Origin of the sequence: Methylorubrum podarium (genome assembly GCF_022179745.1) — a bacterium.
GTDB lineage: Bacteria > Pseudomonadota > Alphaproteobacteria > Rhizobiales > Beijerinckiaceae > Methylobacterium > Methylobacterium podarium.
Genome location: NZ_BPRD01000178.1, coordinates 13,523 through 31,075 on the forward strand (window position 1 = coordinate 13,523; position 17,553 = coordinate 31,075).

Consider the following 17,553-nt stretch of genomic DNA (forward strand, 5'->3'; position numbering starts at 1 on the left):
TGTCGGGACTGTGTTCTAGACACGTCGGGACTGCGCGCCGGAGCGCGTTCAATCGATCCGTCGGCGACGGCGAAGCGACTTAAGAATATGTTCAATATTTCGCTAGATCGAAAGACGTAACCCTTCCTGATTAGAGCATGTATGCTGAAATTTAGTCGCATTTTCGGGTATCAAGACGCTCATTCGGCAGGGGTCACGTGACGGTCGGAATGGCGGCGAATCCGGACCGCGGTGCATCAAGGGGGACGATGGTGAGCGACAGGCGCGACAAGAACGAGATTGCCGCCGCACTCCGGCAGTGCAAATCGGCCTTCGTGGGGGTGGCCGTGATGAGCGGCCTCGTGAACATCCTCTATCTCACCGGCTCGTTCTTCATGCTCGAGGTCTACGACCGCGTGATCCCGAGCCGATCCGTGCCGACCCTGATCGGGCTGGCCGCGCTCGCCCTCGCCCTCTACGCCTTCCAGGGCGTGCTCGAAGCCATCCGCGGGCGCATCCTCGCCCGGGTCGGCGCGGCGCTGGACGAGTCGTTGAGCGGGCGCGTGTTCGATCTCGTGGTGCGTGCGCCCCTCAAGGGCACGAACCAGGGCGACGGTCTCCTGCCCCTGCGCGATCTCGACCAGATCCGCGCCTTCCTGTCCGGTTCCGGCCCCTCGGCCTTCTTCGACCTGCCGTGGATGCCGTTCTACCTCGCGATCTGCTTCCTGTTCCATCCGCTGATCGGCGTCGCCGCCCTCGTCGGCATGGGCATTCTCGTCGCCCTGACCTTCCTCACCGATCGCGCCAGCAAGGACCCGACGCGGGAGGCGACCAGCCACGGCATGCGCCGCAACGGACTGGCCGATGCCGGCCGCCGCAACGCCGAGGTGCTGGCAGCCATGGGCATGCAGGACCGCCTCGCCGCCCGCTGGGCCTCGGCCAACCGCGACTACATGAACGCCCACCAGGCCGTGGCGGATGCCGGAAGCGGCTTCGGCGCCGGCTCGAAGGTCTTCCGCATGGCGCTGCAATCGGGCGTGCTCGCGCTCGGCGCGTGGCTCGTCATCCACAACGAGGCCAGCGCCGGCGTCATCATCGCGAGCTCGATCCTCGTCTCCCGCGCTCTGGCGCCCGCGGAGCTCACCATCGCCAACTGGAAGGGCTTCGTCGCCGCCCGCCAGAGCTGGCACCGCCTGTCCGAGCTGCTGGCGCGGATGCCGCAAGGCGCGCGTCCGCACGCCCTGCCGGCTCCGAGTGAGACCATCACCGTCGAGAACGCCAGCATCGCTCCCCCCGGCGCGCCCCGGCTCGTGGTGCAGGACGTCAGCTTCGGCCTCCGCGCCGGGCAGGGCCTCGGCATCATCGGCCCCTCGGCCTCCGGCAAGTCCTCGCTGGTCCGGGCGCTCGTCGGCGTCTGGCCGCCGGTGCGCGGAAAGGTCCGCTTCGACGGCGCGGCGCTCGACCAATGGTCGAGCACGGATCTCGGCGCGCATATCGGCTTCCTGCCGCAGGAGGTGGAGCTGTTCGCCGGCACGGTCGCCGAGAACATCGCCCGCTTCGAGCCCGACGCCCCGGCCGAAGCGATCATCGCGGCGGCCAAGGCGGGCGGCGTCCACGAGCTCATCCTGCGGCTGCCCGAGGGCTACGACACCCGCATCGGCGAGGGCGGCTCCGGCCTCTCCGCCGGGCAGCGCCAGCGCGTCGGGCTCGCCCGCGCGCTCTATCGCGAGCCCTTCCTCGTGGTGCTCGACGAGCCCAACGCCAACCTCGACAGCGAGGGCGAGAACGCCCTGACGCAGGCGATCCTCGGCGTGCGCCAGCGCGGCGGCATCTGCGTGGTCGTCGCCCACCGGCCGAGCGCGCTCGCCGCCCTCGACCTGATCCTGATGATGGCCGACGGCCGCGCCCAGGCCTTCGGCCCGAAGGACGAGATCCTCAAGCGCGTGCTGCGCCCGGCGCCGACGCCCGTTCCCGCCGACGCTCCGGCCGCGCAGGTTGCCGCGCCCACGATCCGTGAGAGTGCCTGATGTCCTCGACGCTTGCTCCCTCGACGCTCGCCCCCCTGAGCGGCCTCGCCCCGGCGCTGCCGCGGCCCGTCGCCCACGGCTCGATCCGCCGCCACCTCGCCGTCGCCATCGGCCTCTCCGTGGCACTCGTCTGCGGCGTGGGCGGCTGGGCCGTCTTCACCGACATCTCGGCCGCGGTGATCGCGCCCGGCCAGCTCGTGGTCGAGACCGACGTCAAGAAGGTCCAGCATCCCACGGGCGGCGTCGTCGGCCAGCTGCTCGCCCGCGAGGGCCAGCGGGTCGCCGCCGGCGACGTGCTGATCCGCCTCGACGAGACCCAGACCCGGGCCAACCTCGACATCGTCCTGAAGGCGATGGACGAGCTCTCCGCCCGCCGCGCCCGCGACGAGGCCGAGCGCGACGGGTTCAAGACCATCACCTTCCCGCCCGAACTCGTCGCCCGCATCGACACCGATCCCACCGTCGCCCGGCTGATCGACGGCGAATCGCGCCTGTTCGCGTCGCGCGTCGCCGGCCGCGAGGGCCAGAAGGCGCAGCTGCGCGAGCGCATCGACCAGCTCCGCCAGGAGATCGACGGGCTCACCAAGCAGGCGGCGGCCAAGGACCGCGAGATCAACCTGATCGGCCACGAGCTGACCGGCGTGCGCGACCTCTACGCCAAGAACCTCGTGCCGCTCTCGCGGGTCACGGCGCTCGAGCGCGACGCCGCCCGGCTGGAGGGCGAGCGCGGCCAGCTCGTCGCCTCCACGGCCTCCGCCCGCGGCAAGGTCGCCGAGACCGAGCTGCAGATCATCCAGATCGACGGCGAAATGCGCACCGAGACCGGCAAGGATCTGGCCGAGATCCGCGGCAAGTGGTCGGAGCTGCGCGAGAAGCGGGTCGCGGCGGAGGACCAGCTCAAGCGGGTCGAGCTGCGCGCGCCGCAGGACGGCTACGTGCACCAGATGAACGTGCACACCGTCGGCGGTCTCGTGGTGCCGAGCGAGCCGGCGATGCTGATCGTGCCGGCCTCCGACCAGCTCCTCGTCGAGGTGCGGGTGCAGCCGCAGGACATCGACAACGTTCGGGTCGGGCAGAAGGCGGTGCTGCGCTTCCCCGCCTTCAACACGCGCACCACGCCGGAGATCGACGGCGAGGTGGTGCGGGTCTCGGCCGACGTGACCCAGGACGCCAAGACCGGCATGAGCTTCTACACGGCGCGCATCCGCATCCGCGAGGACCAGAAGGAGCGCCTGTCGGGCCTGCGGCTGGTGCCGGGCATGCCGGTGGAATCCTTCACCCAGATCGGCGAGCGCTCGGTGCTGTCCTACCTGACCAAGCCGCTCACCGATCAGATCGCCAAGGCGTGGCGCGAGCGCTGACCATCGTGCCCCCGGGGTGATCGCTTCAGGCGATCACCCTGGCGTCTTTCCGGCCCCCGGTCACCGGCGCCCGCCTCCGCGGACAATCCCGGTGCCTTGAGCTTCCGCATCGCTCGGCGCTCTTCGAGAGATCGCCGTGATCTTGCCTCCGAGGCGGGTTGTCTGATAAGGCGACCGCCTCCCCGCGATGTCACCGATGTCATCGCCGGAGCGTCCTTCGCGGCGCTCCGTCCCTTCGAGACACCTTGAACAACAGGCGGCCGGTCTCGAATCCGTGCCGATGTGAGACCGATGAAGATTCGCAACTCGCTCAAGTCGCTGCGCGGCCGTCACCGCGACAACCAGCTCGTGCGCCGCAAGGGCCGGGTCTACGTCATCAACAAGACCCAGAAGCGCTTCAAGGCGCGCCAGGGCTGATCCCGAAGGCGTTTCGGTCTCGCCGCGAATCATGCGCGGCACCGAAGCGCGTTGACGGGAGCCGGGTTCGGGGTGGAAGCTCCGGACCCATGGACGCTCGCCGCACGCCTCTCCTGACCGCTCTCTGCCTTGGCCTCGCCCTCGCGGGCGCCGGCCACGCGGCGGCGGCCCCCGAGAAGGCGCGGCCCGAGAAAGAGCGCAAGGCGCATCCCCCGGTCACCCTCGACGATCTCTACACCCGCCTCAAGCAGGCCGGGGACGAGGCCGAGGCCAAGGCGATCGCCACCCTGATCGAGCGCCGTCTCGGCCGATCCGGCAGCGCGACGGCCGATCTCCTCTCCGACCGCGCCCGGCAGGCGATGGGTGGCAACGATCTGCCGCTCGCCGTCGAGCTGATGGACCGCGCCGTCGCCCTGGAGCCGAACTGGTCCGAGGGCTGGAGCCGGCGGGCGACCCTGTTCTGGCGCCTCTCGGATTCCGCGTCCGCCATCGCCGACCTGCAGCGCGCCCTGGTGCTGGAGCCGCGCCATTTCGAGGCCTGGGCCGCGCTCGGAAAGCTCTACCTCGCGCAGGAGGACAAGGGCCGTGCCCTCGACGCCTTCCGCCGCGCGGAGGCGCTCTACCCGCAATGGGACGTGCTCAGGAAGGCGATCGAGCGGTTGAAGCCCGAGGTGGACGGGCGCGAGCTCTGAAGCGCGCGTCGTGAGCCTCGCCGACCTCCCGCGCTTCGCCGTCGGCTTCCTCGCGGCGGCCCTCGGGCTCGCCGCGCTGCTTCTCACCTGCGCGGCGGTGGCGACGCGGCTGATCGCCTGGCGTGTCGAGGCGCGCTACGCGGGCGCCGACCGCAGCGTCGAGATCGAGGGCGGCCGAATCGCTTATCTCGAGGACGGACCTCGGGAGGGGGCGAGGGCGACCGTCGTTCTGCTCCACGGCGCCTCGGCGAACGCCCATGATCCGATGGAGGGTTTCGGGCGCCTCCTCGCCCGAGCCGGCTTCCGCGTCATCGCCTTCGACCGGCCGGGATACGGCAACAGCGACCGCATCGGCGGCGCGGATGCCGCCTCGCCGGCCGCCCAGGGGAGGGCACTCGGAACAGCCCTCGACCGGCTCGGCACCGGGCCGGTGATTCTTCTCGGCCATTCCTGGTCGGGTGCGCTCGCCCTGCGGATGGCCCTGGACCGGCCGGAACAGGTGGCGGGGCTCGTTCTCGTGGCGCCCGTGGCGATGCCGTTCCCGCCGCGCCCGCTGCCCTGGTGGGCCGGGATCGCTTTAAGGCCGCCCGTGACGTGGCTGCTGACCCGGACCGTCGCGGTGCCGCTCGGCCTCTATTACCTGCCCTCGGTTGCGAAAAGTGTCTTCCGGCCGGAGCCGGCGGTAGAGAACTACATCGAGGCGAGCCGCGCGCCGCTGATCCTGCGGCCGGGTCCGGCGCTCGCCAACATCCAGGATCTCGCCGGGCTGCCGGCGGCGCTGGCCGAGCAGGCGCCGCGCTACGACACCATCGGCGTGTCCAGCGTGATCATCGCGGGCGAAGCCGATCCGGTCGTCCAGACGCGCGCCCAGGCCGAGCCGTTGAGCCGGGCGATGCCCCGCGCCCGGCAGGTGCTGCTGCCGGGCGCAGGACATATGGTGACCTACACTGCCCCCGACCGGCTTGTGCGCGAAGTCGAGATTTTGGCGGACGTCTCAGAGCGCTAGGCTCGCTCGGCGTGCTCGCGGGTGACGAAGGCGATGCGCACCATGTTCGTCGCGCCCGGAATGCCGAACGGCACCCCGGCCACGACGATCACCCGGTCGCCGATCTCGGCGAAGCGCTCGCGCACCGCGAACTTCGCGGCGCGGAAGGCCATGTCGTCCACGTCGCTGGCGTCCTTGGTGACGATCGGGTGGACGCCCCACGCCATGGTGAGCCGCCGCGCCGTCTCGCGCTTCGGGGTCAGCGCGATGACGCCGGCGTTGGGCCGCGCGCGGGCGAGCCGCAGCACCGTCGAGCCCGAATGGGTCCAGGCCATGATCGAGCGCAGGCCGAGCGCCTCGACGATCTGGTGCGCCGCCGCCGCGATGGCGTCGGAGGCGGTCGGCTCGGGTTCGGAGCGCTGCGCCATCAGGATCGACCAGTAGAGCGCGTCGCGCTCCACCTGCTCGGCGATGCGGCTCATGGTGGCGATCGCGTCGACCGGGAACTGGCCGGCGGCGCTCTCGGCCGAGAGCATCACCGCGTCCGCGCCCTCGTAGACGGCGGTCGCCACGTCCGACACCTCGGCGCGGGTCGGCACCGGCGCGGTGATCATCGATTCGAGCATCTGCGTCGCCACGACGACCGGCTTGCCCAGGCGGCGGGCACCGCGGGTGATGCGCTTCTGCACGCCCGGCACCTGCTCGAGGGGCATCTCGACGCCGAGATCGCCGCGGGCGACCATGATGCCGTCGGAGATCTCGATGATCTCGTCGAGGCGCGAGAGCGCCTGCGGCTTCTCGATCTTGGCCATGATCAGGGCGCGGCCGGCCGCGACCTTCTTCACCTCGGCCACGTCCTCGGGGCGCTGCACGAAGGAGACGGCGATCCAGTCGGCGCCGGCGGCGAGCCCGGCCTCCAGATCGCCGCGGTCCTTCTCGGTCATCGCCGGGAGCGGCAGCACCGTGTGGGGCAGCGACACGCCCTTGCGGTTCGAGATGCGTCCGCCGACCTCGACGCGGGTGACCGCGCGGCCCTCGCTCACCTCGGTCACGACCAGACGGAGCTTGCCGTCGTCGATCAGAATTCCGTGATCGGGTTCCAGCGCCGACAGGATCTCCGGATGGGGCAGGTACACGCGATCGGTATCGCCCGGCGTCGGGTCCGAATCGAGCACGAAGGTCTGGCCGTTCTCCAGCTCGGCCGCGTCGCCGACGAAGGTGCCGAGCCGCAGCTTCGGTCCCTGCAGGTCGACGAGGATGCCGATGGGCCGCTTGGCCTCGCGCTCGATGGTGCGAATCACCTCGATCCGCTCGGGCAATTTCTCACGAGCCAAGTGGCTCATGTTGATGCGGAACACGTCCGCTCCGGCATGGAACAGCTTCTCGATCATCTCCGGCGTGTCGGATGCCGGGCCGAGGGTTGCGACGATCTTGGTGCGGCGCGAGCGCTTCAATGGAGCCTCCAACACCCGCTGGACCCGCTGGTCGCGGACATCGCGTGCGGGAACGGCCCGGCAGATGCGCGGCACCTTATGGGGCGGTGCCGTTGGCCGGACTGGGGCTTGCCGGCCACAAGCATCCCTCGGCCCCGAAGGTCAAGGCCGCATCACGGATGCGTGTCGGGAATTTTCCGACACCGGGAACCTTTTCTACGAAACCCTGTTTTTTCCGCCGCTCAACTTTGCGGTACTTGCGGGTTTAACATTTCGTGAACGCAACCGCCGCGGCATCGTCGCTGCGTGTTGCTGGAAAGTCATAGGCAGCTTGGCCTTAACGCTGCTAGCGTCAGCCTAGAATTCAGCACTTTCCAAAGGCGATCCACACCGTGATCAGAGCACTCCTTCTGGGCAGCGCCGCAGCGCTCGCGACCACCGCGGCCCTGGCCGCCGACCTGCCCCGCCGCGAGGCTCCGCCGGTCGCCTTCGCCCCGGTCCCGGTCTTCACCTGGACCGGCTTCTACGCCGGCCTGCACACGGGTTACGCCTTCACCGACAACCCGAACATCCAGACCCGCGGCAACGATCCCTTCACCGCCTCCAACGTCGCGCTCGGCCGCCGCGCCGCCGCGATCAAGAGCGAGGTCGACGGCTTCTCCCGCATCGGCGGCGGCTTCGGCTACAACTATCAGTTCACGCCGGGCGGCGGCTTCGTGGCCGGTCTCGCCTTCGACGCGACCTGGCTCGACCTCGACAAGCGCACGGGCTTCTACGGCACGCCGAACCCGGTCATCGGCAATGCCAGCGTCTACACGCAGAGCCTCGACTTCCTCGGCACCGTCAACGGCAAGCTCGGCTACGCCTTTGACCGGTTCTTCATCTACGGCACCGGCGGTCTCGCCTTCGGTCACGTCAGCTACGGCGCCGACTTCTACAACCCGGGCGCGACGGTGCTGCAGTACACCGGCGGTGGCCGCAAGATCTTCGAGACCGGCTACAACTACGGCGGCGGCATCGAGTACGCGATCCCGGCCGACAGCTTCCTGACCTACTTCTCGGTCGGCCGCTGGCTTGGCATCAAGTCGGACGTGACGATCAAGGCCGAGTACATCCGCTACGACCTCGGCAGCCGCAACGTGCTGGTCAACCAGGTCCTGGCGGCCCCGGCCGGCTCCTACACCTCGCGCTTCGCCACCGAGGGCAGCCTGATCCGCGCCGGCTTCAACTACAAGTTCAGCGGCCTCTGAGCCTTACCCGATCGCTGATCGAGACGAGCGGGCGTCCCTACGGGGCGCCCGCTTTCGTTTGCGCAAACGGCGACGACGGAAGCACGGCAAGAGGTGATGCCACCCCTTGAAGGTCCCCTTGCACTCCCCGACTCCGTCATCGCGCGGCGGAGCCGACGCGATCCAGGGCGCGACCTATCCGGCAAGGGCGTGTCCCGGATTGCAACGGCTTCGCCTTGCAAGGACTGCAGACGGAAAAGTGTTCGGCGCTCAGGCGTCGCGATTCCAGCCGGGACGGCAAACAGAGGTCGGCAACCTCTCGGACCATCGGCGCGATCGCGACAGGAGCAGGGCCCCGAGCGCGCGCGAAGGCGCGCGTCCTACGGCCCGCCCGCCAGCGGCTGTCCGGGATCGGAGAGCTGGATTGTCCAGTTCCGCTGCTGGCCGGTATCGACCTCGATGAAGCCGTTGCGGTCGAAGCCCCGGGCGAGACAATCCTCGACGCCGCGGATCGTGAAGGCGGTGTCGCGGGTGCACATCATCGCGCGGCCGCTCCACTCGCCGCCGCGCGTATAGTCCACGGCGTAGATGTAGTAGAACTGCGCCGCCAGCGACCCGCGAAGCAGGGTCTCGCAGTTGCGCGGCTTCAGCTCCCACCAGCCTTCCGTCACCCAGCCCTGCGCATCGCGGTAACCCAGCGTCACGCCGACCTTGCTGGCGGTCTGATTGCACAGGCGCAGGTCGGCGAGAGCGGGAAGGGGAAGGGCGGCGAGGCCCGCCGCGAGGCTCAGTCCGAGAAGACGGCGACGGGAAGGGCGGACTTTCAATCGGGTCTCAGCCCACGAGGATGACGCGGCAATCGTTGACATTGGTTCGGGTGGGACCCGGCTGAACAAGATCGCCGATTGTCGCGAAGAATCGCGTCGAATCATTGTCCGTCAGCATCGCCTGCGGATCGAGCCCGGCGGCACGCGCCCGTGCCAGGGTGGTCTCGTCGACGAGGCCGCCCGCGGGATCCGTCGCGGCACCCCGGCCGCCATCGGTGCCGTCGGTGTCGGCGGCGATGCCGGCGATGCCCTCGGCGCCGTCGAGCGCCAGGGCGAGCGCCAGGGCGTATTCCTGGTTCGGCCCGCCGTCGCCCTCGCCGCGGATGGTGACGGTGAGCTCGCCGCCGGAGATCAACGCCACGCGCCGACCCGCCTGCTTTGCCTCCAGCGCGAGGCGCGCGTGCTCGGCGGCGACCTCGCGCGCCTCGCCCTCCAGGTCGGGACCCAGCATCACTGGCTCGTAACCGGCGCGGCGGGCGGCTTCGGCGGCCGCCTCCAGCGCGTCGATCGGTCGGGCGATGATGCGGTACTCGGCGCGGGCGAAGGCCGGATCGCCCGCCTTCGGCGTCTCGTTGGCCGGATCGTTCAGCAGGGCCAGCGCCGAGTCCGGCAGGGTGATGCCGCGGCGCTCGCAGATCGCCCGCGCATCGGCCAGCGTCGAGGGGTCCGGCACGGTCGGGCCGGAGGCGATCACCGAAGGGTCGTCGTGCGGCACGTCCGAGATCGCCAGCGTCAGGATCGACTTCGCGTTCCGCGCGGCGACCGCGAGGCGTCCGCCCTTGATGCGCGAGAGGTGCTTGCGCACGGCGTTGATCTCGTTGATCGGCGCGCCCGAGCGCAGCAGCGCCTTGGTGATCGCCTGCTTCTCGGCGAGCGTCAGGGTGCCGGCGGGCGCGATCCAGTTCGCCGAGCCGCCGCCGGAGAGCAGCACCAGAACCTCGTCTTCCGGGCCGGCGCTCGCGGCGATGGCGAGCGCCTCCTTCGTGGCCTCGATGCCCGCGGCATCGGGGACCGGATGGCCGGCCTCGACCATGCGGATGCCGGGCGCGTCCTCGCCGTAGCCGTGGCGCGCCACCGCGAGGCCGACGATCCGGTCCTCCGGCACGCCGTGCTCCTGGCGGTAGAAGCGGCTCGCGACCGCGGCCATGCTGCCGCCGGCCTTGCCCGCACCGAGGATGATGAGCCGTCCCGGCGTCGGCGCCGGCAGGTGCCCGACCAGGCACTTGCGCGGGTGGGCGGCGGCGATCGCCTCGTCGAGGATCGCCGTGAGGAGGGCGCGACGCTCCGCGTTGGCCGGATCGGTCGGGGCAGGGGCGGTCATGGGCGTCCTCGCACGGTTCTTGTTTGAGCGTTTGCTTGCCCGAGCGCTGCCGTGTCGGCAAGCCTCCGCGGCTTCACAAAACTTTCGTGCCGCGAAGCATTCTTTTTGACCGCGGCGCGATCCATCCCTCCCGCGGGCCAGCCATGCCGGGTCTGCCCCTTCCGATCCCGCCGAACCGGCCCAGATATGCGCCCATGCTGTCCATCGAGCCCGAGATCGAAACCCTCCCCGAACATCCTGTGGAACGCATCGCCGGCGATCCCTCCCGCGGTCTCCTGCTCGTGTGCGAGCACGCCTCGAACGCGGTGCCCGAGGATCTAGCACGGCTCGGCGTCGCGGAGCCGGAATTCTCCCGCCACATCGCCTACGACATCGGCGCGGCCGAGGTCACGCGCCGGCTCGCCGCCCGGCTCGGCGTTCCGGCCGTGCTGACGCGGTTCTCGCGGCTCATCATCGACCCGAACCGCGGGCGGCTCGACCCGACTCTGGTGATGCGTCTCTCCGACGGCGCGATCGTGCCCGGCAATGCCCGCATCGACGCGGCCGGCATCGCCGAGCGGATTCGGCGCTTCTACGTGCCCTTCGACCGCGCCGTGGACGAGGCGGTCGCCGAGGCCGAGGCCGCCGGCGTGCGGCCGATGTTCGTGACGATGCACAGCTTCACGCCGTTCTGGCGCACCATCGCCCGGCCGTGGCAGGTCGGCGTGCTCTACGACCGGGATGCCGGGTTGAGCCGCCTGCTGATCGAGGCGCTGAAGGCCGATCCGGCGGGCCTGTGCGTCGGCGACAACCAGCCCTACGGCGGCGGCCTGCCGGGCGACACGATCGACCGGCACGCGACGGCCCGCGGCCTGCCCAACGCCCTGGTCGAGATCCGCCAGGACCTGATCGGCGGCCCCGAGGGCCAGGAGGAATGGGCCCAGCGCTTCGCGCGCATCCTCGCGCCGATGCTGCGCCCGCCGGCTTGACGCGGGATGGGCGCGGGACGACCTCTGCGGCATCCCACGACTCAGAGAGCCGCCCCATGACCGAGCCCCTGAACGGAATCGACCCCGCGACCCAGACCGAGCTGGAGGCCGCGGTGTTCCGCCGCCTCGTCGCGCATCTGCGCGACCGGACCGATGTGCAGAACATCGATCTGATGAATCTCGCCGGCTTCTGCCGCAACTGCCTGTCGAACTGGCTCAAGGACGCCGCCGATGAGCGGGGCCTCCGCCTGTCCAAGGACCAGAGCCGCGAGCACGTCTACGGCATGCCCTACGAGGAGTGGAAGCAGAAGCACCAGACGGAGGCGAGCCCCGAGCAGCAGACGCGCTTCGCCTCCGGCGGCGGCGGCCACTGAGGCCGGTCGGGCATCAACGAGCGGGTAAGGTTGATGCCGTAATCCCCGGACATCCGGCGTGGGCCTTCGGGCGCACGCCATCCCTCGCGTGAAGGAGCGCCGCCATGGCTGCCTCGCCTGCCCCCGCCGTCGATCCGTCCTCGGTCGCCGCCGACCAGCTCAAGAGCATCATCGAGCGCATCGAGCGCCTCGAAGAGGAGAAAGCCGGCATCGCGGGCGACATCAAGGACGTCTACGCCGAAGCCAAGGCCAACGGCTTCGACGTGAAGGTGCTGCGCAAGATCATCTCCCTGCGCAAGCGCGACCACGACGAGCGCCAGGAAGAGGAGGCGATCCTCGAACTGTACCTCCAGGCGCTCGGCATGGCGTAGGACCGCGCGTCGTCGCGAGGTTCTTTACGACGTCCGGCCGGGGCCGGTTAGTTCGGGCTGTGCCCCTCTCCAGTCATCGCGAGGCGGAGCCGAAGCGATCCAGCGCGCGACCTCTCCGGAAATATCGCGCCCTGGATTGCCACGGCTTCGCCTCGCAATGACGACAGCGCCTTGACCGTCAGCCGGAGAGAGGCGGGTCGCGCCGTCGACGGCCCGCGAGGCGGCGCCGATGCTCCGGCCTCAACGACCCCCGGCCGATCCCGTCGCGGCGGAGCCGGTGAAGCGGGCGGCGGAGAGCGTCTCCGGTGCGGTCGAGAAGCGGTTCGCCACCGTCTCCGCCGGAGTGAACAACGCCTCCGCGGGCAGCGCCTCAACGGGGCGCGGACGCGCCAGCGCGACGCGGACCGGTGCGGTCGCCGCGGCGGGCTCCGACACGCCCTGAACCGCGGAGAAGAGCAGGCTACGCACCTGTTCGCGGGGGTCGGCATCCGCGGGCACGAGGCGTGGCTCGGCCGCGCCCGACTCGGTTGACAGCGCGGCGGGTTCGATCCCGGCCTCCGCGACATGCACCATGCCGCTGATGCCTTCGCCGTTGAGGGAGGCGAGCCGCACCGGGCGCTGCGGCGGCAGCGGGATGGTGAGGGCGGTCGCGACGACGGCGAACTCGGAGGGGCGCCGCGGCGGCAGCGGCGCGACGACGGACTGGTCCGTCTCACCGGTCAGCAATTCCTTCGCCGAGGCGCGGTCTCCGCGCAGAGCGGGGGCGCGCGCGGTCTCGGAGGCGCCCGATGCGGCGTAGGCCATGGCCGCGCTCGTATCGGCGGGATCGGCGCTCGCGACCACGACGCTCGGCTTGGTCCGTCCCTTCGCCGCCGGGGCGCCGGCGAGCGCGGCCGGGGGCGCATCGGTGCCGCCGCCGCCACCGAAGAGCGAGGCGAAGAAGCCCTTGAGGCCGGGGCCGTCGTCCATCTCGTCGGCGCTGGCCAGAGCCGTGTAGCCCAGCACCGTGCCGCCGCGGGACAGGATTTCGGCGCGCGCCTCCTCGTAGCGGGCGAGCGGTTTGCCGTCGGCGGGGAGGTGGACGGTCTTGCCGTCCGGGAACAGGCGGGCGAGCTGGTCGTGGCTCATGCGCGGCCACGAGCGCACCGAGCCGACATCGAGGTGGACGAAGGGCGAGCCGGACCGCGGATACCAGCCGACGCCGCCGCGCTGCATCCGCATGCCGATGGCACGGATCTGGTCGATCGAGGCGTCGGTCAGGAAGAAGTCCATGGCCTTGCCGAGCATGTGCTGGCTGGTCTCGGCCACGCCCGAGGAGCGGCGCCGCAGCATCCCGTTCGTCTTCGGGCTGCGATAGGCGGAGACGATGCGCAGCGGCGCGGTCGAGCCGATGGAGCGCTGCGCCTCCCAGACGACGTCGAACAGGCGCGGGTCCATCTTGGTGGACTCGTTCTCGCGCCAGTCCCGCAGGAGCCAGTTGAGCTGGTCGAGGGCGGCGCGGTCGAAGCGGCCGTCGCGCTTGAACGTCACCGAGAGGCTCTCGCCGGTATGCTCGTGCACCAGGGAGAGACTGCGGGTGTCGCCGTTGGCGACCGCATTCTGGGTCTCGGCGGTGCCGGCCAGCAGCAACGCGGCCATGGCGCCGGCCGCGGATGCGAGGCGCTTGAGGCGCGGGGGATGCGAAGTCCGGTTCGAGGTCAGGCGGTCCCGGATCGTGCGCAGCATGGTCCTCACCTCGCGGAACGGCCGCGACATCGGTGATGTCGCGGAGCGCAAGGATGACCGAGGACCGGAAAGGCGGGTCGTCGGGGCCCGTGCTGCTCGCCGTCTTCAGCGACGGCTACGGGGGAACCGTGGCAAAAAAGAGCCTTGCAAGAGCTTCGCCGCACGCTGTCCCGCCCGGAGCGACGCAACTGCCATCCGGGCGGGAAACGTGGTGGGCGCGGACCTACCAGAAGCTGCGCTGCGAGGTTTCGTAGGTCTGGCCGCTCCAGGGATCGCCGAACATGTCGCGGGTCCGGCGCGGTTCCGCGCGGCGCTCGCTGCGCACGGCCTCGCGCGAAGCGGCTTGGCGCGGGGCCGGGCGGGCTTCGGCCGCCTTCCGCTTCGTCGTCGCGGGTGCCTTCGCCACCGCCTCCGAGCGGGCGGCGAGGCCGAGCGCGACCTTCATCGGCCCGTCGTAGCCGTAGAGGTCGGGCAGGGTGCGGTAGGAGCCGAGATCGTCCACCTCGGCGGTGAAGTAGGCGAGATGCACCGGCAGCTTCTCGGGCAGGCGCAGGGTCCGCTCGCCCTTGCCGATCAGCTTCTTCAGTCGCTCCTCGGTCCAGTTCGGCAGGACCGCGTCGGCGAAACGGAACGGGTCGTCCACGCGCACGCAGCCGTGGCTGAAGGCGCGGGTCGAGGCCGAGAACAGCGAGCGGTTCGGCGTGTCGTGCAGGTAGACCGCGTGCTGGTTGGGGAACATGAACTTGATGAAGCCGAGCGCGTTGCGCTCCCCCGGCGGCTGGCGAAGGGAGATCACGTTGCCCCGGCGCACGACCTCGAATCCGGCCGTCTTGCCCGAGGCCAGCATCTGCTTGAGGATCGAGGGCGGCACGTACCAGGACGGATTGACGACGGCGTACTCCATCATCCCCGAGAAGATGGGGGTCGGGCTCGTCGGCTTGCCGACGATGACCCGCGTCTCGTCCCGCAGGCTGCCGCCGCGAAACACCTTCAGCTTGAATTCCGGCACGTTGACGAGGACGTAGTCCGGTCCGAGCTCGGACGGCAGCCAGCGCCAGCGCTCCATGTTGACGAGGATGTCGGCCTCGCTGGCGCTCGTCTTCGGCACGCTCGGGTTGGCGAGCGCGGCGACGGTGGCGCGGGTGAGCGTGCCGCTCGCCGGGAGGCCGCGGCTGCGCTGAAAATCCTTCACGGCGTCGGCGACGGAGCGATCGTAGGCGTCGGCCTCGCCGGGCGCGGCATCGAGGGTGCCCCCGGAGCGCGCCTCGAGGCCGAACCGGCTGCGGAGCAGCGGCACCCGCGGATCGTTCATCCCGAGCTTGAGGACGGGGCCGTCGGGAAGCGTCACGCTCGGCGCCCCGTGCGTCCGTCCGATCCGCAGGCCGGCGAGCCGCTCCTTCAGGGCGAGGTAGCCCGGCTGGCGCGGATTGTAGGATTGCAGCACCGCTCCGGCCTGCGCGCCCGCCGCGGCGAGGCGGGCCAGCACCATGTCGGCCGGCGGCAGATCGAGGGTGGGGGTGATCAGCTTCGAGATCGCGGCCGGATTGACTCGTCCGCCGCGGGCGTCGCGGGCGTAGAGGGCGAGGGAGGCCGAGAGCTTGAGGTCGGCCTCCGCGATCTCGGCGTCGGTGTCCGGGCGGCTGAGCTTGCCCACCGCCGGCACCGGATAGGCGTTCGGATCGAGACCGTCCTCGCCCGCCGCGCGCAGGCGCGCGATCGCGGCGTCGGCGTTGAAGGCGCCCTTCTCGATCCAGACCGGCTTGAAGTTGCCGAGGGCGTAGAAGGCCTGGATCGCCTCGCGATCCTTGGCCGTCAGCCGCTGCAGCAGCGGCGCGCTGTCGTTGAGGCGCGCGTAGACGGCCGCCGGGAGCGGTTCGCTCGGCGCGACCGGAGCGGGCGGTCCTTCGACGATGGTGACCGGGGCGGGCTCGGCGGGCGGCGCGGGGGCTTCCGCGGCCGGGGACGTGCCCTCGCTCGCCTCCGGGGACACGGCAGCCCCGTCCGCGGGGTCGACCGCGGCCTTGCGGATGACGATGCCGCTCTCGGCGGCGGACGGTTCCTCGGCACGGGCCGGGGCTTGGCCGAAGGCGAGGAGGGCGGCCAAGGCGACGGACAGAGTCCGTGCGACGCCCGTTCCGGCTCCCGATGCAGCGCGCATGTCGGCAACTCCCTGGATACGGCCGAGAATGCCGCAGCTCTGCTTAAAGATCATCGACCGAAGCACGGCCGTGCGCAACCACACGACCACGGCTCACGGCCAAGCCTGATCCTGGAGGCGAACAGCCGAGCACCATCCCCTGTTCCACCCTCAGGCCGCGTCCTCGGACCGCTCCCCCTCGTCGAGGCCGAGTTCCTTGAGCTTGCGGTAAAGGGTGGATCGGCCGATTCCGAGGCGCCGGGACACCTCCGACATTCGGCCGCGGTAGAATTGCAGGGCGAAGCGGATCACCTCCGCCTCGACCGCTTCCATCGTCTTCATATCGCCGGTCTCCTCGAGAACGAGGGACATGGCGTGCGGGTCGCGCACCTCGACTCGGACGATCTCCCGCACCGGCTCGAGCGTGCCCGCGGGAAGGGCGGCCTGCGCCGGGAGCGGCGGGATGCGCACGTCGAAACCCTCGACCTGCGCGGCGATCTGCGGGAACTCCGTCACCGTCAGCTCGTCCCCGTCGGCGAGCACGACCGCGCGGAACAGGGCGTTCTCCAACTGTCGCACGTTGCCGGGCCAGGGGTAGCGGGTGAGCAGCGCCATCGCCTCCGCCGTGATGCCGCGCAGGCGCTTGCCTTCCTCCGCCGCGAACCGCGCGCAGAACGAGCGCACCAGATCCGGGATGTCCTCGCGCCGCGCCCGCAGCGGCGGCAGCGTCATCGGGAAGACGTTGAGGCGGTAATAGAGATCCTCGCGGAACTTGCCCTGCTTCACGAGATCGAGCAGCGAGCGGTTGGTCGCGGAGATCAGGCGGATATCGACGCGCACAGCGCGCTTGCCGCCGACCGGATCGACCTCGCCTTCCTGCAGCGCCCGCAGCAGCTTCACCTGTGCGTCCAGCGGCAATTCGCCGATCTCGTCGAGGAACAGCGTGCCGCCCGAGGCCTCGACGAACTTGCCGACATGGCGCTCGGTGGCGCCGGTGAAGGCGCCCTTCTCGTGGCCGAAGAGGGTGGACTCGACGAGGTTCTCGGGGATCGCGCCGCAGTTCACCGTCACGAACGGCTTGCCGCGCCGGTCGCCCGAACCCTGGATCGCCCGGGCCAGCACCTCCTTGCCGACACCCGATTCGCCCTCGATCAGGACGGGGATGTTCGATTTCGCCGCCCGCTCTGCGAGGCGGATCACCCGCTCCATGTCCGGGCTCTTCGAGGCGAGATCCTTGAAGCCGAGCGCCCCGGAGGCACGGCGGCGCATGCGACGCACCTCCTCCTCGAGCTGATCGACCCGCAGGGCGTTCTTGATCGAGACCTGGAGCCGCTCGGCGCCGGCCGGCTTCACCACGAAATCGACGGCGCCCGCGCGCATGGCGTTCACCACCGCGTCGATGGAGCCGTTCGAGGTCTGCACGATGACCGGCGTGTCGATGCCGCTCTTGCGCATCTCGGCCAGCACGCCGAGCCCGTCCATGCCGCCGGGCATGACCAGATCGAGCAGCACGACGTCGACGCTCTCGCCGGCCCGCAGCAGGGCCAGCCCGTCGTGACCGTTCTCCGCGACCCGAGCCTCGAAGCCGAGGCGGCGCACCATCGCCTCGGCGAGGCGGCGCTGGACGGGATCGTCGTCGATGATGAGAACGGTGGTCGACATGCGGGGCGCCTCGCTTTCCGCTCGAGCCGGCCGCGGGCCGACGCG

The 17,553-nt window shown here is 70.7% G+C and carries 15 protein-coding genes; 9 read left to right on the forward strand and 6 right to left on the reverse strand.

The genetic code is table 11. The annotated features are described in order from the left end of the window. Nucleotides 1-248 precede the first annotated feature (248 nt). From MFF42_RS09465 to MFF42_RS09485, 5 genes are all read left to right on the forward strand, one after another. Entirely contained in the window at nt 249-2,006 is a 1,758-nt protein-coding gene (locus MFF42_RS09465; protein WP_238255506.1) for a type I secretion system permease/ATPase, read from the forward strand. Next, nucleotides 2,006-3,367 (forward strand): HlyD family type I secretion periplasmic adaptor subunit, encoded by a 1,362-nt coding sequence (locus MFF42_RS09470; protein WP_238255507.1) that lies wholly within the window; start codon nt 2,006-2,008, stop codon nt 3,365-3,367. Before MFF42_RS09465 ends, MFF42_RS09470 begins: the two co-directional genes overlap by 1 nt. A 291-nt stretch (nt 3,368-3,658) precedes the next feature. Then, nucleotides 3,659-3,784 carry a type B 50S ribosomal protein L36 gene (ykgO, locus tag MFF42_RS09475; protein WP_003601867.1) on the forward strand — a complete coding sequence of 42 codons (126 nt, stop codon included), beginning with the start codon at nt 3,659-3,661 and terminating at the stop codon, nt 3,782-3,784. Between the two features lie 89 nt (nt 3,785-3,873). After that, on the forward strand, nt 3,874-4,476 hold the full coding sequence (locus MFF42_RS09480; RefSeq protein ID WP_238255508.1) for a tetratricopeptide repeat protein: 603 nt from the start codon (nt 3,874-3,876) through the stop codon (nt 4,474-4,476). Nucleotides 4,477-4,486: 10 nt separating this feature from the next. Beyond that, nucleotides 4,487-5,482 carry an alpha/beta fold hydrolase gene (locus MFF42_RS09485; RefSeq protein WP_238255509.1) on the forward strand — a complete coding sequence of 332 codons (996 nt, stop codon included), beginning with the start codon at nt 4,487-4,489 and terminating at the stop codon, nt 5,480-5,482. On the opposite strand, the gene pyk is transcribed toward MFF42_RS09485, so the two are convergent. Beyond that, nucleotides 5,479-6,915, reverse strand: coding sequence for a pyruvate kinase (pyk, locus tag MFF42_RS09490; RefSeq protein ID WP_238255510.1), 1,437 nt, complete (start codon nt 6,913-6,915; stop codon nt 5,479-5,481). The genes MFF42_RS09485 and pyk overlap by 4 nt on opposite strands. 371 nt (nt 6,916-7,286) lie before the next feature. Here pyk and MFF42_RS09495 point away from each other — a divergent pair, with 371 nt between their 5' ends. Then, nucleotides 7,287-8,144 (forward strand): outer membrane protein, encoded by an 858-nt coding sequence (locus MFF42_RS09495; protein ID WP_238255511.1) that lies wholly within the window; start codon nt 7,287-7,289, stop codon nt 8,142-8,144. 359 nt (nt 8,145-8,503) lie between these two features. Here the strand turns inward: MFF42_RS09495 and MFF42_RS09500 are convergent, their stop codons facing one another. Next, the gene (locus tag MFF42_RS09500) at nt 8,504-8,992 is read right to left on the reverse strand and encodes a DUF1036 domain-containing protein (RefSeq protein WP_238255512.1); all 489 of its coding nucleotides are present in this window, start codon (nt 8,990-8,992) and stop codon (nt 8,504-8,506) included. Next, nucleotides 8,958-10,271 (reverse strand): glycerate kinase type-2 family protein, encoded by a 1,314-nt coding sequence (locus MFF42_RS09505; RefSeq protein ID WP_238255513.1) that lies wholly within the window; start codon nt 10,269-10,271, stop codon nt 8,958-8,960. The genes MFF42_RS09500 and MFF42_RS09505 overlap by 35 nt, the downstream gene beginning before the upstream one ends. Nucleotides 10,272-10,465: 194 nt before the next feature. On the opposite strand from MFF42_RS09505, the gene MFF42_RS09510 reads away from it, so the two are divergent. From MFF42_RS09510 to MFF42_RS09520, 3 genes are all read left to right on the forward strand, one after another. Continuing rightward, entirely contained in the window at nt 10,466-11,239 is a 774-nt protein-coding gene (locus tag MFF42_RS09510) for an N-formylglutamate amidohydrolase (protein WP_238255514.1), read from the forward strand. Between the two features lie 56 nt (nt 11,240-11,295). Continuing rightward, nucleotides 11,296-11,613, forward strand: coding sequence for a DUF1244 domain-containing protein (locus tag MFF42_RS09515; RefSeq protein ID WP_238255515.1), 318 nt, complete (start codon nt 11,296-11,298; stop codon nt 11,611-11,613). A gap of 104 nt (nt 11,614-11,717) precedes the next feature. Next, complete coding sequence (locus MFF42_RS09520) at nt 11,718-11,984, forward strand: DUF2312 domain-containing protein (protein ID WP_003601858.1); 267 nt, start codon at nt 11,718-11,720, stop codon at nt 11,982-11,984. Nucleotides 11,985-12,224: 240 nt separating this feature from the next. On the opposite strand, the gene MFF42_RS09525 is transcribed toward MFF42_RS09520, so the two are convergent. The 3 genes from MFF42_RS09525 to MFF42_RS09535 form a co-directional block, all read right to left on the reverse strand. Beyond that, nucleotides 12,225-13,709: a peptidoglycan L,D-endopeptidase MepK gene (locus MFF42_RS09525; protein WP_238255516.1), complete on the reverse strand. Its 1,485-nt coding sequence runs from the start codon at nt 13,707-13,709 to the stop codon at nt 12,225-12,227. A gap of 223 nt (nt 13,710-13,932) precedes the next feature. After that, the gene (locus MFF42_RS09530) at nt 13,933-15,867 is read right to left on the reverse strand and encodes a L,D-transpeptidase family protein (RefSeq protein ID WP_238255517.1); all 1,935 of its coding nucleotides are present in this window, start codon (nt 15,865-15,867) and stop codon (nt 13,933-13,935) included. Nucleotides 15,868-16,017: 150 nt separating this feature from the next. Then, on the reverse strand, nt 16,018-17,508 hold the full coding sequence (locus MFF42_RS09535) for a sigma-54-dependent transcriptional regulator (protein ID WP_238255518.1): 1,491 nt from the start codon (nt 17,506-17,508) through the stop codon (nt 16,018-16,020). Between the last annotated feature and the right edge of the window lie 45 nt (nt 17,509-17,553).